General features: G+C 40.1%; 12 protein-coding genes. All 12 read left to right on the forward strand.

Annotated elements, in window-relative coordinates; all coding sequences use genetic code 11:
• Positions 1–33: 33 nt before the first annotated feature.
• The 12 genes from BDR01S_RS08050 to BDR01S_RS08110 all read left to right on the forward strand — a co-directional run bounded on the left by BDR01S_RS08050 (position 34) and on the right by BDR01S_RS08110 (position 16037).
• On the forward strand, positions 34–813 hold the full coding sequence (locus BDR01S_RS08050) for an enoyl-CoA hydratase/isomerase family protein (protein WP_066363114.1): 780 nt from the start codon (positions 34–36) through the stop codon (positions 811–813).
• A 309-nt stretch (positions 814–1122) separates the two neighbouring features.
• Positions 1123–2103 carry a TAXI family TRAP transporter solute-binding subunit gene (locus BDR01S_RS08055; protein ID WP_066251317.1) on the forward strand — a complete coding sequence of 327 codons (981 nt, stop codon included), beginning with the start codon at positions 1123–1125 and terminating at the stop codon, positions 2101–2103.
• Between the two features lie 38 nt (positions 2104–2141).
• The gene (locus BDR01S_RS08060; protein WP_066251318.1) at positions 2142–4049 is read left to right on the forward strand and encodes a TRAP transporter permease; all 1908 of its coding nucleotides are present in this window, start codon (positions 2142–2144) and stop codon (positions 4047–4049) included.
• 35 nt (positions 4050–4084) lie between these two features.
• Entirely contained in the window at positions 4085–5455 is a 1371-nt protein-coding gene (locus BDR01S_RS08065) for an MmgE/PrpD family protein (RefSeq protein ID WP_066251321.1), read from the forward strand.
• 25 nt (positions 5456–5480) lie between these two features.
• Positions 5481–6257 (forward strand): enoyl-CoA hydratase/isomerase family protein, encoded by a 777-nt coding sequence (locus tag BDR01S_RS08070; RefSeq protein ID WP_066251324.1) that lies wholly within the window; start codon positions 5481–5483, stop codon positions 6255–6257.
• 323 nt (positions 6258–6580) lie between these two features.
• On the forward strand, positions 6581–7759 hold the full coding sequence (locus BDR01S_RS08080) for an acyl-CoA dehydrogenase family protein (RefSeq protein ID WP_066251330.1): 1179 nt from the start codon (positions 6581–6583) through the stop codon (positions 7757–7759).
• Positions 7746–9857, forward strand: a complete 2112-nt coding sequence (locus tag BDR01S_RS08085; protein WP_066251332.1) for an acetate--CoA ligase family protein — start codon at positions 7746–7748, stop codon at positions 9855–9857. The genes BDR01S_RS08080 and BDR01S_RS08085 overlap by 14 nt, the downstream gene beginning before the upstream one ends.
• Positions 9858–9947: 90 nt before the next feature.
• Positions 9948–10811, forward strand: a complete 864-nt coding sequence (locus BDR01S_RS08090) for a 3-hydroxyacyl-CoA dehydrogenase (RefSeq protein ID WP_066251335.1) — start codon at positions 9948–9950, stop codon at positions 10809–10811.
• A complete protein-coding gene (locus BDR01S_RS08095) occupies positions 10808–12001 on the forward strand; it encodes a thiolase family protein (protein ID WP_066251336.1) in 1194 nt (397 codons plus the stop codon). The genes BDR01S_RS08090 and BDR01S_RS08095 overlap by 4 nt, the downstream gene beginning before the upstream one ends.
• A gap of 117 nt (positions 12002–12118) precedes the next feature.
• Entirely contained in the window at positions 12119–12886 is a 768-nt protein-coding gene (locus BDR01S_RS08100) for an electron transfer flavoprotein subunit beta/FixA family protein (RefSeq protein ID WP_066251338.1), read from the forward strand.
• Between the two features lie 13 nt (positions 12887–12899).
• The gene (locus tag BDR01S_RS08105) at positions 12900–13874 is read left to right on the forward strand and encodes an electron transfer flavoprotein subunit alpha/FixB family protein (protein WP_066251340.1); all 975 of its coding nucleotides are present in this window, start codon (positions 12900–12902) and stop codon (positions 13872–13874) included.
• Between the two features lie 63 nt (positions 13875–13937).
• Positions 13938–16037, forward strand: coding sequence for a (Fe-S)-binding protein (locus BDR01S_RS08110; protein ID WP_066251343.1), 2100 nt, complete (start codon positions 13938–13940; stop codon positions 16035–16037).
• The last annotated feature ends 52 nt before the right edge of the window (positions 16038–16089 follow it).

Below are 16089 nucleotides of genomic sequence, written 5' to 3' on the forward strand. Positions count from 1 at the left end.
GTTTATTAAAAGTAATGGGAGGGTGAAAGGGAATTGGGAAATAGTGTATTGGTTGAAAAGCAGGATGGCATAGCGATGATTTACTTAAATGAGCCTAACTCATTAAACGCGTTAAGTCTGCAATTGAAAAAAGAACTATTAAACACATTGCGGAATCTAGAAAGAGATGCTGATATTGGTGTGGTTATTTTTGCTGGTAAAGGTAGAGCGTTCTGTGCCGGTGGGGATGTTAAGGCTATGGCTGATACGCACAATCTAATAGAAATAAAAAGGAATATGGAGGAATCTTCAAAAATAATCGAAAGCATTCGAAGATTGAACAAAATTACGATAGCTGCTGTCCATGGTTATGTGGCTGGGGCTGGTATTAGTTTGGCTTTAGCCTCGGATTTGATCCTTGCAGAAGAGGGAACCAAACTCTTCCTTTCGTTTAAAAATGTAGGTTTAATTCCAGATTTGGGTCTCCATTATCATCTGCCAAGATTATTGGGTGAATGGAAGGCAAAAGAGTTGATATGGAAAGGGGCAACTATTACCGCAGAAGAAGCTCATTTCCTTGGGGTGGTTAAAGAGGTCGTTTCGAAAGGAAGGGTGCATGAAAAGGCATTAAACTTAGGACAAGAACTAATGGAAGGACCAATACAAGCCTTTATTTCATCAAAAATGATTATTAACAATTCCGCTCATTTAAAACTGGAAGATGTACAAAAAATGGAGATTGATGGGCATACCATTTTACGGGGCACAGAAGATCATAAAGAAGGGGTTAGAGCCTTTTTAGAGAAACGGGCCCCTGTATTTTCAGGAAGATAGGAATGAAGTTCGAATAGGAGCAGTTTTGTAAGCGTTATCTGACCGTTGTGATATCCTTTTCTCTTCCAAACAATATAAATATTTTACACTTCGTTCAAACATAAAAGACTGAAATTTCTTAGTGTTCAAAATAGAGGTAAATTTTAATATTTTTAAAATGGTACAGTTCTTGCGTTCATTTAGGATTGGGGAGGTGAAACCTATGAGAATAGCCATTTAAAAAGTGTCTTCAGGATGGTTGCTTAATGGAAAATTTTTTTAATGACTATTTTTAGTACTTTCATTCAAATTCGATAAGGGGGAAAAGAAATGTTTAAGCCAAAAAAATTTCGTGTATTGATTATTATGACTGTTTTGATTCTAGCATTAGCAGGTTGTGGTTCCTCTACGGTTTCCAAAAATTCTAACAAGAACATTACCATTGCAACTGCCGGGACGGGTGGTGCATTCTATCCAATTGGAGCAGCACTCGCAAAACAAATCAATAATAGTAAAACTGGTATTCGAATTACGAATCAAGCATCCGGAGGATCAGTTGAGAATGTTAGATTAATGGAAAATAAAGAAGTGGAAATGGCGATGTTAGGTGGAGACAGTGCACAAGGTGCCTTCGATGGAACCGGAGAGTTTCAGGGGAAGTCACATAAAGATTTAATTCGTGGGGTGTTCTCTATGTATTCTCAGCCCCTTTCTCTTGTGACATTTGAAAGTTCGAAGATTAATAGTTTTTCTGATTTAAAAGGCAAGCGCATTGCGGTAGGGGCACCTGGAAGTGGAAGTGAAGTAAAGTCAAAAATTGTTTTGGAAGATTTGGGACTTCACTATGATAAAGATGTAAAACAGCAATACTTATCTTTTGCCGAGGCCGTTGAAGGGATGAAAGATGGTCATATTGATGCTGCTTTTGTTTGGGCAGGTCTTCCAGTACCGGCAATTCAAGATTTAGCAACTGTTAAAAAGATAAAATTAATTTCATTTACTGATGAAGAAATTCAAAAAGTTATAAAAGGAAATTCTTTTATGTATCATGAAGTCATTCCAGGTGGGACTTATAAAGGAATTAATGAAGAAATTCAAACCTTGGCTGTCAATACTCAACTTGTTGTTCGTGCGGATGTTAGTGAGGATACCGTCTATAAATTTACGAAATATGTAATGGAACATTTAGATAGCATTCATCAAGCGCATAAATCAATGGAAGAGTTAACAAAGGATACTGCAACGAATAAACTGATTCAATTACACCCAGGGGCAGAAAAGTACTATAAAGAGGCGGGAATCCTCAAATAAATATATTTAGAAAAAAGGATGCTAGAAGGGGTGGTAAAATGGAAAGTGTAAGAAAAAATTCAAAGGCGATTGCCTCAGTTGTTCTATTATTATCAGTCGCGTTATCGCTCTTTCAACTTTATACAAGTGGTTTTGGAGTTTTAACGGCTATGCTGCAGCGGAGCTTTCATTTGACCTTAGTATTGGTTTTAATCTTTTTAATTTATCCAATACATTCATCCAAATATCTTCGCTGGATTGATTTCGTTTTAGTTGGATTTTCGATTGCTTCAGGTCTATATATTTTCCGAACCTACGAGGACTTGTTGTTCCGGGTAGGAAATCCAGATACTTGGGATATGGTATTAGGAATTGCCACGATGATACTCGTATTAGAAGCAACAAGGCGTGTGGCCGGGAATATACTTGCGTTAATTGGATCTATTTTTCTGATTTATGCCTATTTTGGCGAGTATTTTCCTGGAATCTTTCAGCATTCGAATATGTCCTTAAATAGAATTGTTTCGCTCGTTTATTTGTCAACAGATGGTCTTTGGGGTGAAACGTTAGGTGTTGCCGCTACCTTTGTAGCCATGTTCATTATCTTCGGGGCCTTTTTAAATTCAACAGGGGCTGGGAAAGTGTTCATCGATTTAGCTTACATTGTGGGTGGAAGATATCGTGGAGGTCCAGCAAAAGTAGCGGTTGTTTCTAGTGGGTTAATGGGTACGATGTCAGGTAGCCCGGTTGCCAATGTTGCATCCATTGGACATTTTACCATTCCACTTATGAAAAAAATTGGATATTCCCCACAAGTTGCCGCATCTATTGAGGCCGTTGCCTCTACGGGCGGTTCGATTATGCCGCCAATCATGGGCGCAGGGGCCTTTGTAATGGCAGAGTTAACAGGGATTTCCTATTCAAAAATTGTGATTGCAGCAATTATTCCTGCTATCCTGTACTATTTATCAATTTTCACCTTTGTTGATTTTGAAGCGGCTAGGAAAAACATGATTGGTCTATCGAAAGATCAACTTCCTCATTTCAAGAAAATCTTTTTTAAGGGAATACATTTATACACAGGGTTATTCACTCTTATCTATTTGTTAGTTTTTGCGAAGGTCTCACCGATGAACTCTGCCTTTTACTCTATTATTGTGCTGGTAGGAACCTATGTAGTGGTTTATTTCAAACAAATAAAGTGGAAATTTATCATAGAAGCGCTAGAATCGTCAGCTAAATCTATGCTTTTAGTGACAGCTGCCTGTGCCACGGCAGGGATTGTCGTGGGTGTCATTAATTTGACCGGAATTGGTGTTACATTAACAACGTTATTAGTCAATATCGGTGAAAATTCACTTCTTTTGACACTTATTGTCACGATGATCGCTTGTATCATAATGGGTATGGGATTGCCGCCAACAGCTTCCTATATTTTATTGGCCGTGCTTACTGCTCCAGCATTAATCAATTTAGGTGTGAACATCTTAGTTGCACATATGTTTGTGTTTTATTTCTCTTGTTTAGCGCCTATTACTCCACCCGTTGCCTTAGCTTCTTATACTGCAGCCGGTATTGCAGGAAGTGATCCTTTAAGAACCGGTATCACATCGGCTCGGATTGGTTTAGTAGCCTTTTTGATTCCTTACATGTTTGTTTATGGGCCAGCACTTTTGGCTCAAGGGAGCTTAGGGAATATTTTGTTGAGCCTTTTTATGGCAATCATAGGAGTCATAACGTTGGCTGCCGCTTTGGCTGGCTGGTTTAAGAGAGAACTCGTCTTATATGAACGGGTCTTTGCTCTTGTTATTTCATTACTTTTAATTTATAGCGGTTTGATAACTGATTTGATTGGATTGGGTTTACTCGTGATATTTTTCCTATTAGTCACTTTTACACATAAGGAATTAAACACAAAAAAATATGTAGCATCAAAAAATAATGATAATGTTGAAGCTACATCTTAACAAGGACAGGAAAAGGACAAGGAGATTGGCTAAAAATGGAAGAATCTAAAGTGAAAGAACGAGAAGCTATAAAAGCTACAGAAAAATTAGCTGCCCATGTTGTAAACGCAAGAGACATTTCTTTAGATAAAGAATTGACACAACAAGTGAAGAAGGTTTTCTTGGATTATTTGTGTTCGGCGATTACTGGCTCTAAGACAGAAGTAAGCAGGTTGGTTTACCAATACTTATTAGAATCTGAGGGGCCTGGTGAATATAACGTCATTGGACATGAAAAAGGTTTATCAAAAACAAATGCGGCGTTTATCAATGGAACAAGTGCACATAGCCTAGACTTGGATGATGGCCATACTGGCGGATCCATTCATCCAGGTGCGGTTGTTGTTCCCGCTGTTTTAGCTGCCGCCCAGCAGGTGAAACCAACATTTGACGTCTTGGCTAAATCTGTTGTGATAGGATATGACATTTGTTTACGGATTTCTTCCGCGATTCATCCTTCTTCAAGGCTGAGAGGATTCCATAATACGCCTTTGGCGGGAATTTTTGGTGCTTGTGCAGCTGTAAGTTTTCTATATGAATTGGACAAAGAGGAGGTACAGAATGCATTTGGTGTAGCTGCTAGTTTTGCAGGAGGACTCTTTGCTTTTCTTGGAAGTAATGCTGAAGTGAAGCGAATACACCCTGGTCAAGCAGCACGGGATGCCATTTTGGCGGTTGAATTGGTTAAAAAAGGGTTAACTGGACCAAAGTCAGTCCTGGAATGTGAGAATGGAATCTTCCAGGCTTTTGCAGGAAATCAAATCTCCGTGGAACGATTGTTTGAAGATCTTGGGAAAAAATATGAAATCATGGATATTTATTTTAAACCCTATCCTTGTTGCAGGCATCTTCACTCTGCGATTGATGCTGTATATGAAATCAAAAAGTATTCCACTTTTTACCCAGAGAAAATAGAAGGAATAAAAGTGGGCGTAAATCAAATGGCTTTTTTACATCGTCATAAAGAATTTAATACGTTATTGGATGCACAAATGAGCTTGCCATATGCAATAGCGGCTGCTATCTATTATCCAGTATTAGAGATTAATCATTTTGAACCCAGAGATACAAATGAATCTATTCGAAGGTTAGCTCAAATTGTAACGGTATATATAGATAAAGAAGCAGAACGTGCTTATCCTGCCCAAAGAGCTGCAATGCTTGAAATTACGCTGAAAAATGGAGATACATTATTGAAACGTGTGGAAAATCCTTTAGGAGAACCGAGTAATCCCTTATCAGCAGAGCAGCTAGAGAATAAATTTTTAGCCAATTGTATTCCATTTGCTGGAGAAACAACTGCAAGAACGATTGTAGAAAATATTAACCAATTGGAATTCAAGAAGGATTTTCTCTATCACATTTAATAAGAGATTCTGGGGAGGAAAACGGATGAACTTTGAAAATATTTTAGTATATAAGGATGGGGCGATCGGGGTAATAAAAATCAATCGTCCTGAAGTTAGAAATGCACTTGATGCCCAAACCTTGCAAGAAATAGATCAGGCATTAAATCAATGGGAAAGTCATGAAGGAGTTAAGGTCATTGTATTTACAGGGGAGGGTGGAAAGTCTTTTGCTGCAGGTGCTGATATTAGACAACTTCAACAAAGAACAATTATCGATCCACTATTACCTGGTATGTCAACTATCTGTCAAAAAATTGAGAACAGCGGTAAGGTAACAATCGCTGCCATAAATGGATATGCATTAGGCGGAGGCTGTGAGCTGGCCCTTGCCTGCGATATACGAATTGCCGCAGAACAAGCAAAGTTTGGACTTCCTGAGTTAAATTTATCGATTATTCCTGGAGCAGGTGGAACCCAGCGATTGGCTAGAATGATAGGAAAAGGCAGAGCCATGGATATGATTATAACCGGTGAAATTATTTCCGCTCAAAAGGCCGAAGAAATTGGATTAGTTTCTACTGTAGTGCCAATGGAAAATCTATGGGAAACCGTCTATGATAAAGCATTACAAATTATTAAAAAAGGTCCATTGGCCGTTCGTTTAGCCAAATTAGTAATTAATCAAGGTTTTGATTCTGATATCCATACAGCCTTAACAATAGAAAAACTTGCTCAATCGATTCTTTTTAGTACGGAAGATAAAATAGAAGGAACCAGTGCTTTCTTGGAAAAGAGAGAACCAGTTTATAAAGGGAAATAATTGAAGTGATATATAATAAAACGTTTGATCAAAAAAACATGTGGAGACACATGTTTTTTTAGATAAAACAAAGGGTTAGAAATGTGGACGAAATTTGTTCAGAAAGTAAACACAATTAGTTGGAATATTATTGATTTCATTTGTGTGAACGCATTTGTTAGAAAAATGAACACAATCTTAAAGTTCTATATTAAACAGACAGAGAATAAAGCAGAATCAATGAATTCTAAGTGTTGGCATGGTTCTTGCATATATAAAAAGTGTATTCAATTATATCAAGTTATTTACTGATAAGTGAATAATGGGAGAGGAGAAAAAGAGCAATGGATTTCAATTTAAGTGAGGACTTATTAGAGTTACAAAAGTGGGCGAAAAATTTTGCAAAGGAAAAGTTTGGAGAAAAAGCTTATACATGGACAAAAAATCATCAGGTTCCATGGGAAAATGCTAAGATCCTAGCAGAAAATGGATTAATGGGCATAACTCTTCCCATTAAAGATGGCGGTCAAGGAATGTCATTAATCGAAGCTATTATCGTAATGGAAGAAGTGGCGAAGGTATGTCCGAGTACAGCTGATATGCTGCAAGTAGGAAACTTTGGAGCCATTCGACAATTAGCTGCATATGGTTCAGAGGAACTGAAGAATCGAGTTTTACCATCGATTTTAGCTGGAGAAAAGCTTATTTCAGTAGCCATGTCGGAGCCAAATGCAGGTTCTGCAACAACTGATTTACAGACAAAAGCCAAAATTGCAGGGGATAAGGTCATTATCAATGGCTCAAAAGTGTTTAATACACATGGACCACATAATTCCTATTATGTGGTGTGGGTTAAATTTGGAGATAGTGTAAAATCCGCTGGCGCTATATTAGTTGAACGGGGAGCCCCTGGTTTTACTGTTGGAAAAACAGAAACGCATATGTCAGGCGAAGAACATTGTGCTTTATATTTTGAGGATTGTGAAGTACCGGTTGGTAATATTTTAGTTCCGGATAATGGATTTAAACGTTTATTCACGATGTTTAATGTGGAGCGGATGGGAAATACATCAAGATCATTAGCATTAGCACAAGCAGCGTTTGATATGGCTGTACAGCATGCAAAGGAAAGAGAACAATTTGGGCGTCCGTTAGCTGAATTCCAAGGAATCCAATGGAAAATTGCTGAAATGAAAATGAAATTAGAAGCTGGAAGGCTGTTATTATATAAAGCTGCAATCAATGCGGATAAAGGGGCTCCGAATCCTCTTGAAGCCAATATGGCAAAAGCTTACATTAATACCACTGCATTTGAAGTGGCAAATGAAGCGGTCCAAATCTTTGGCGGGTATGGCTATTCTACCGATTACCCATTGGAATACATCTTTAGGAGAGTAAGAGGATGGATGATTGCCGGGGGTACACCTGAAATGTTAAAAAATAAAATTGCCGAAGATGTGTTTGGTATGAAATTTAGCCAAAGAAAACCCAAAACAGGAGGGGAAAAGGTTGTCACGAAATAATGAATCAGTTGGATTAGAAGAAAAATCAAATTTTTTAATGGAATATGAAGGGGCCCAGCTTTTACTAGATTTAGGGCTTCCAGTTGCCCAATCTTTACTCGTTAAAACGAAGCAAGAAGCTGTACAATTTGCAGAAAGAATCGGATATCCGGTTGTCATGAAAGGGATGTCACGGGAGATTGTACACAAAACAGAAGCAGGAATCGTTAAATTAAATATCAGAAATGCGGTAGAGGTGGAAGCAGCGTTTATCGAGATCCAGAAAAACGCTACCATTTATAACAAGAGTGCAATCATGACAGGGATTCTCGTGCAAAAAATGGCACCAAAAGGGACGGAATTGATTTTTGGAGTGAAAAAGGATCCTGTCTTTGGCCATCAATTAGTGATTGGCTTCGGCGGCATCTTTGTAGAAATCATGAAAGACTTTGCCATGAGGATGATGCCCGTTTCCTTAAAAGATGTGGATGAAATGCTGCAGGAATTAAAAACGTATCCCATCATTAAAGGTTACCGCGGACAAGAAGGACTGAATCAGAGTTTAATAGCAGATATTTGTCTGGGGTTAAATGATTTAGTAGAACAAAGGCCGGAAATCGAAGAGTTGGATTTAAATCCTGTGATCCTTTCAGGCCAAGAGGCTTTCATTTGTGATGTTAGAATCTTGTTGGGCGAAACAGAAGAAACCGCTCGAAAACAAAGATCACTTGTAAACCTCGAGAAAATGATTAATCCTGCTTCCATAGCAGTGGTGGGAGCATCTGCAAATGAAAAGAAGAACGGCGGCCGGCTTTTCCGCTACCTAATTGAAAATCAGTATCCTGGAAAGCTTTACCCCATTAATCCGGGTTCCTCTGAAATAAAAGGCTATAAAGCCTATCCAACTATCAAAGAGGTTCCAGAAGATATTGATTTGGCTTGTATTATTGTGGAGGCCAAACGTATTCCACAGGTTATGGAGGATTGTATATCAAAGGGTATAAAAGCTGTCATAATTTATTCCTCTGGTTTTGCCGAGATTGGCGAAGGAGGGAAAAAACTGCAAGATGAAGTATTGGAGCTTGCGGAAAAAGGAAATATTCGAGTGCTAGGTCCAAATTCCATTGGAATTGCAAGCCCGTCTAAAAAAATCTATACTGCCTTTGGAGCTGCATTGGAATCCAAAGTGAAGCCACTGGGGAATATCGGGTTTATTTCGCAAAGCGGTGCAATGGGGAGCGCCCTGTTAAGCCGTGCATGGGACCAAGGGGCGGGTTTCAGTAGATGGGTCAGTGTTGGAAATGAAGCCGATTTAACTACCTCTGATTTTATTGAATTACTGGCTGACGATGAATTAACTAAGGTTATTACGGTCTTTATGGAGGGGATTAAAGATCTCCCAGCATTTGAAAAAGCAACGGCTAAAGCTTTAAGCGCAAGGAAACCAGTATTAGTGTTTAAAACAGGCCGTTCGGCAGTCGGGAAAAGAGCCGTGCAATCGCATACAGGTTCCATTGCCGGGGATGATGCGGTTTACTCAGCAGCCTTCCAAAAGCTTGGAGCTTTAAGAGTTTCGAGATTAGAAGAAATCATTGATGTTTCAAGAGCATTTACCGTTCAAAAACTGCCAAAGGGAAATCGGATCGGTGTGCTGACGGCTTCAGGTGGAGCATGCAGTGTCATTGCGGATTTGTGTTCTGAGAGAGGCATGGTAGTTCCTGAATTAACAGAAAGCTCAGAAAAAATAAAAGAATTGATTCCACCTTTTGGATCAGCCCAAAATCCAGTGGATGTAACTGCTGAAGTCATTGCTAAGCCGGAAATGTTCAAAAAGGTGCTGCAAACATTAGCAGAAGATCAGGAAATCGATGGAGTCATTGTCATGTTGACCACCAATGCCGATCCCGGAGCAGCGGTTATTGCTGAAGCCATCTTGGAGGTTCAGAGAGAGCAGGACAAACCAATCGTGGTAGGGCGTTTGGGAGCTGATGGTATCGCCCCAAAAGCAATGGCTATCTACGAAAAGGAAAACTTCCCTGTTTATGCATCTCCAGAACGAGTAGTAAGTGTCATGAATTACTTAGTGAAATATAGTCAATTGCTGCAAAGTAGAATCTAAAACCCTATTTTAATCCGATATAATCCTGCGAGATTGGTATTTTATGCAGGATTATATCAATAAAGCATACAAAAATGGAGCGGAGAAAAGATGAAAAAAATAGCTGTAATCGGAAGCGGACTAATGGGCCGAGGAATTGCTTATGCTGCGAGTACAAATGAATTTCAAGTTCAGCTGCAGGATATTAGTGCTGCAGCATTAGATAAAGCTGAATCTTATATTCGGGAAGAAATGGAGAAGGCTGTTGAGCGAGGATTTATGACAGCGGAAGTAAGAATCGAAAGTTTTAACCGTATTACTTTTACGACAAGCCTGGAGGACGCAGTAAAAGAGGCAGATCTCGTTATTGAGGCTGTTCTAGAGAAAATGGAATTGAAAATTGAAATTTTTAAAAAGCTCGATGAAGTTTGCCCGCACCACACGATTCTAGCAACCAATACATCCACGATGAGCCCGACGGAAATTGGAGCTCAAACCTCCCGGCCTGATCAATGTATCGCCATGCACTTCTTTAATCCGCCACACAAAATGAAACTAGTAGAAATTATCCGAGGGTTAAATACTTCGGATGAAACATACGAGGCAGTCCGCCAGGTTGCAGAACAAATGAAAAAAGAAACGGTTGAAGTGAATGAATTCCCTGGCTTTGTAACAAGCCGAATGAACTGTTTAATTGGAAATGAAGCGATGAATATGCTTATGGAAGGCGTTGCATCGGCTGCTGATATTGATAAAGCCATTAAATTAGGCCTAAACCATCCTATGGGTCCCCTTGAAATGGCAGATCTTGTAGGGTTGGATACCCGTTTGCGAAATATGGAGTATTTGTATCAAACATTAGGAGAAAAATACCGTCCATGCCCACTTCTAACGAAATATGTGAAAGCGGGAAGACTTGGGAAGAAGTCAGGAGCTGGGTTCTATAATTATAACCTTCAGGAGGGTAGCAAATGAAAAATGCGGTGATTGTTGATTCCGTTCGAACGGGTATTGGTCGTTTAGGAGGAAGCTTAAAAGATGTCCAGGTAGATTTTTTGGCTGCAAAAGTATTGGATGAAATTATTCAACGTACAGGAATCGATAAGAGTGCAGTAGATGAAGTGATTTTAGGACAGGGGAAACAAAGTGCAGATTCTTCTAATCTGGCAAGACTTTCCTTGTTGCGGGCTGGATATCCAATCGAAATACCTGGCTACACCATTCATCGTCAATGCGGCTCAGGTCTTCAAGCTGTGAATAATGCTGTACAGCAAATTCAATGTGGGCTGTCAGATGTGGTCGTTGCCGGCGGTGCGGAGAGCATGAGCACTGCTCCGTATTATATTCGGCATGCCCGTTATGGATTTGGGGCAGGGAATGGGGAGATTTTAGATCCAAACACAGAAAGCCAACCACGGTCACAGCCAATTGAGGTTTATGGGAATTTGAATATGGGAATAACAGCGGAAAATTTAGCGGAAAAATACCAAATTTCCCGTACGGAGCAGGATGAATTCGCCGCCCGCAGCCAAGAACTGGCTCATGCGGCGATGGAAAAAGGTTATTTTGATAAAGAAATTGTGCCATTCGAGATCAAAAGGAAAAAGGAACCGGTTCGATTTGAACGGGACGAGCACCCACGCCAAACATCCTTTGAAAAACTATCAACCTTAAAACCGGTTTTTAAAGCAAACGGAACGGTTACGGCCGGAAATAGCAGCGGAAGAAATGATGGGGCCTCAAGCTTGCTTCTCATGTCAGAAGAGGCAGCAAACCAATACGGCATGAAGCCGAAAGCAAGAATTATTGCACAGGCAGCAGCGGGTGTTTCCCCTGAAATGATGGGAATTGGACCTGTGCCAGCCACCTTGAAAGCTTTAAAAATGGCAAATCTCACCTTCGATGATATCGGTGTGATTGAACTGAATGAAGCTTTTGCTGCTCAATCGTTAGCGGTCATTAAAGAATGGAATATTCCTTTAGATAAGATCAACGTCAATGGAGGCGCGATCGCTTTAGGCCATCCGATTGGTGCATCTGGGGCGATTCTCCTAACCAAGTTGTTGCACGAAATGGAACGACGCGGTGAAAAATATGGACTTGTTTCCCTTTGCATCGCCGGAGGCATGGGAATAACAACGATTGTTGAAAATTTACAAGTTTAAAAACAGGGCTAATTGCTATGAAAATGTTAGTTTACTAACTTTATAGATCTTTTTCGAGTTGTGGATGAATGTAATGTTCTACTACTTAGAAAAGAACGAAGAACAGGAGGAGAACAGATGAATATTTTTGTCATCATGAAGCGTACGTTTGATACCGAAGAAAAAATTATGATCAGTGATGGACAGGTGGATGAAAGTGGAGCTGAGTTTATCATTAACCCGTACGATGAATATGCCATTGAAGAGGCGATTGTCCTTCGAGAAAAGCATGGCGGTGAAGTGACGGTTGTGACGGTTGGAGAAGACGAAGCCGAAAAAGTACTTCGAACTGCTCTTGCCATGGGAGCAGATAAGGCTGTTCTTATAAATGATGAAGAAATTCAAGATGGAGATTCATTCTCCACGGCAGCCATTTTAGCCGCATTCCTTAAAGACAAAGAGGCGGATATTATTTTAGCAGGAAATGTAACGGTAGATGGCAGTTCTGGACAGGTCGGACCTAGGCTTGCGGTAGAACTTGGCATTCCTGCAGTCACCTCCATTACGAAATTAACCATTGATGGGTATCAAGCACTGATCGAACGGGATGTCGAAGGAGATCTCGAAACCGTTGAAGCCCAGCTGCCGTTGCTCGTTACTTGCCAACAAGGTTTAAATGAACCCCGCTATCCTTCTTTGCCCGGTATTATGAAGGCTAAGAAAAAGCAAATTGAAACATTCGATTTGGATGATTTAGATTTAGAAGAGGATGTTAAGGCAAAATCAAAAATGCTCGATATTTTTTTACCGCCGGTTAAAGGTGCAGGGAGAATTCTTGAAGGAGAATTGGGGCAGCAAGCAAAAGAACTCATTTCTTTATTAAAAACAGAAGCAAAAGTAATGTAAGGAGGCAGACAGCATGGCAAAAAAAGTTTTGGTATTAGGTGAGGTACGTCAAGGTGAAATTCGAAATGTCTCTTTTGAAGCAATTGCAGCCGCAAGGCAAATGGCAGATGGTGGAGAAGTAGTGGGATTACTACTTGGAAATCATTCTGATCCACTTGCAAATGAAATGATTCATTATGGCGCTGATCGTGTGATCGTGGCACAGCACACCGATTTAGAGACCTATGTTCCAGATGCCTATTCACAAGCTATTATGCAAGTGATTAAGGCGGAAAATCCGTATGGCTTTATCTTAGGCCATACGTCAATAGGGAAGGACATTTCCCCAAGAATTGCTGCAAGGCTTAAATCAGGATTAATATCGGACGCAATCAGCCTTGAAGTAAACGGAGATCAGGTTGTATTTACCCGGCCGATCTACTCCGGTAAAGCATTTGAAAAGAAAGTGATTACGGATGGAATCGTTTTTGCTACCATTCGTCCAAATAATATTCCATCACTGGAAAAGGATGAATCTCGTTTTGGAGAAGTTACTTCATTGAATGTTGAAATAAAAGATTTACGAACCATTGTGAAAGATGTTGTTCATAAAGCGACGAGCGGGGTTGACCTTTCCGAAGCGAAAATCATTGTCTCCGGTGGACGTGGGGTCAAGAGCAAAGATGGATTTAATCTCTTGCAAGAGTTAGCAGATTTGTTAGGCGGTGCGGTTGGGGCATCCCGCGGTGCATGTGATGCAGACTATTGCGATTACTCTCTTCAAATTGGTCAAACAGGGAAAGTGGTGACACCCGATCTTTACATTGCTTGTGGAATATCAGGTGCTATTCAACATATTGCGGGTATGTCCAATGCCAAAGTCATTGTTGCCATTAACAAAGACCCTGAAGCCAATATATTCAGCATTGCTGATTATGGGATTGTGGGGGACTTATTTGAAGTGATCCCATTATTAATAGAAGAGTTTAAAAGTGTAGCTGTTTACTAGCTTCAAAGATGTCGAATCCCTTAAAGGGGTTCGGCTATAATCCATTCTTAAAGGAGCATTAGGATGAATCAATTACAAATTTTGAACATACTTCTATTCCTAATTGTTACAGGCTATGCGATTTACTTATTTGCAGCATTAGTCAAAACTCGCTATCACTATATAAAGTTAGGAAAAAAGGCTGAATTTAACCGAACGACAAAAGAGAGAATCGATGCCATTCTCATCAATGTATTAGGACAAAAAAAGCTCCTGAAGGATAAAAAGAGTGGAACCATGCATGTCATGTATTTTTATGGCTTCCTGCTTGTTCAATTCGGAGCGATTGATCTCATTTGGAAAGGACTTGCCCCGGGATCCCATCTTCCATTTGGACCTATTTATCCGTATTTCACTTTCTTACAGGAAATGGTTATCTTACTGATTTTATTCGCGACAGCATGGGGCTTCTACCGGCGCTATATTGAAAAACTTGCTCGTTTAAAACGGGGATTTATGGCTGGGCTTGTTTATATTTTCCTTACTGGACTTATGTTTTGTACGTTATTGGCAAATGGAATGGACATGATTTGGCTCGGGGATGAACCTAGTTGGACGGAACCGATTGCTTCAGTTGTTTCCATCGTATTTAACTCGTTGCCGCAAGGTGTTGCAGGTGCCCTCTTCTTTGTTTTTTGGTGGGGACATCTTTTATTTTTACTTGGATTCCTCGTGTATGTTCCACAAGGAAAACATGCCCATTTAATTGCAGGAGTTGCAAACGTTTGGTTAGGGCGTACCCATAAGGTCGGCCGATTATCAACGATTGATTTTGAAGACGAATCACAGGAAACATTTGGCGTGAGCAAAATAGAAGATTTTAACCAAAAGCAGCTATTAGACCTTTATGCATGTGTGGAGTGTGGGCGATGCACCAATATGTGTCCGGCATCTGGAACAGGAAAAATGCTCTCCCCAAAGGATTTAATTCTAAAATTACGGGATCATTTAACGGAACAAGGTGCAGCCATTACATCGAGAGGACCGTGGATGCCTGCCTTTGCTTTTAACCATACAAGGGGAAATCAATTAGCATTAGCGGGTAGATTGTCCGGTGTCCAAGAAGTGGCTGCCTCAATAGAAAGTGTTCGTTTAATTGGCGATGTGATTACGGAAGAAGAAATTTGGGCGTGTACGACATGCCGCAACTGTGAAGATCAATGTCCTGTCATGAATGAGCATGTCGATAAAATCATTGATCTGCGCCGTTATCTTGTTCTAACAGAAGGAAAAATGAATCCTGATGCCCAGCGTGCGATTACCAATATTGAACGGCAGAGTAATCCATGGGGAATAAACCGTAAGGAACGGCTTAAATGGAGAGATGTATTAGAAGATGTTACCCTGCCAACGGTTAAAGAATTAAAAAAAGCTGGGGAAGAATTTGAATATCTATTCTTTGTTGGTTCGATGGGATCCTATGATAACCGGAGCCAAAAAATTGCTCAATCCTTCGTCCGAGTGATAAACCAAGCAGGAGTGAAACTGGCCATACTTGGTAATGAGGAAAAGAACTCCGGGGATACTCCGCGTCGAATTGGAAATGAGTTTTTATTCCAAGAGTTGGCAAATGCCAATATTGAAACCTTTAAAAAGTATGATGTGAAGAAAATTGTCACAATCGATCCGCATGCTTTTAACACACTAAAAAATGAGTACCCTGAGTTTGGTTTAGAAGCAGAAGTTTATCATCATACGGAGCTGCTGGCAAATTTAATTAAAGAAGGAAAACTGACGCCAAAAAATCATGTGGATGAAACGATTACCTATCATGATTCCTGTTATTTGGGCCGCTACAATAATGTGTACGATGCGCCTCGTGGAATCTTGAAATCCATTCCTGGTGTGAAGCTTAAAGAACCTGAACGGAATCGTGAAACAGCCATGTGCTGCGGTGCCGGCGGAGGACTCATGTGGATGGAAGAAGATACAGGAACCCGGATCAATATTGCAAGAACTGAGCAGCTTCTGGAAACAAAAGCAACAATAATTAGTACTGGATGCCCTTATTGCTTGACCATGATCAGCGATGGAACAAAGGCAAAAGAAGTTGAAGATCAGGTTCAAACGTTAGATGTGGTGGAAATATTAGAAAAATCCATATTCACTGGAATATCCGGCTAACCTGCACACTTATACCGTTTGGTTTGCAAAGTAACCTATTGATTTGGGCTCA

The organism is Neobacillus drentensis NBRC 102427, from assembly GCF_001591445.1.
Lineage (GTDB): Bacteria > Bacillota > Bacilli > Bacillales > Cytobacillaceae > Neobacillus > Neobacillus drentensis.

Excerpts from the sequence above, each read along its gene's own strand:
- BDR01S_RS08065 (WP_066251321.1), top strand. The coding sequence starts at position 4,085 with ATGGAAGAATCTAAAGTGAAAGAACGAGAAGCTATAAAAGCTACAGAA.
- BDR01S_RS08110 (WP_066251343.1), top strand. The coding sequence starts at position 13,938 with ATGAATCAATTACAAATTTTGAACATACTTCTATTCCTAATTGTTACA.
- BDR01S_RS08105 (WP_066251340.1), top strand. The coding sequence starts at position 12,900 with ATGGCAAAAAAAGTTTTGGTATTAGGTGAGGTACGTCAAGGTGAAATT.
- BDR01S_RS08055 (WP_066251317.1), top strand. The coding sequence starts at position 1,123 with ATGTTTAAGCCAAAAAAATTTCGTGTATTGATTATTATGACTGTTTTG.
- BDR01S_RS08060 (WP_066251318.1), top strand. The coding sequence starts at position 2,142 with ATGGAAAGTGTAAGAAAAAATTCAAAGGCGATTGCCTCAGTTGTTCTA.
- BDR01S_RS08090 (WP_066251335.1), top strand. The coding sequence starts at position 9,948 with ATGAAAAAAATAGCTGTAATCGGAAGCGGACTAATGGGCCGAGGAATT.
- BDR01S_RS08080 (WP_066251330.1), top strand. The coding sequence starts at position 6,581 with ATGGATTTCAATTTAAGTGAGGACTTATTAGAGTTACAAAAGTGGGCG.
- BDR01S_RS08095 (WP_066251336.1), top strand. The coding sequence starts at position 10,808 with ATGAAAAATGCGGTGATTGTTGATTCCGTTCGAACGGGTATTGGTCGT.
- BDR01S_RS08070 (WP_066251324.1), top strand. The coding sequence starts at position 5,481 with ATGAACTTTGAAAATATTTTAGTATATAAGGATGGGGCGATCGGGGTA.
- BDR01S_RS08100 (WP_066251338.1), top strand. The coding sequence starts at position 12,119 with ATGAATATTTTTGTCATCATGAAGCGTACGTTTGATACCGAAGAAAAA.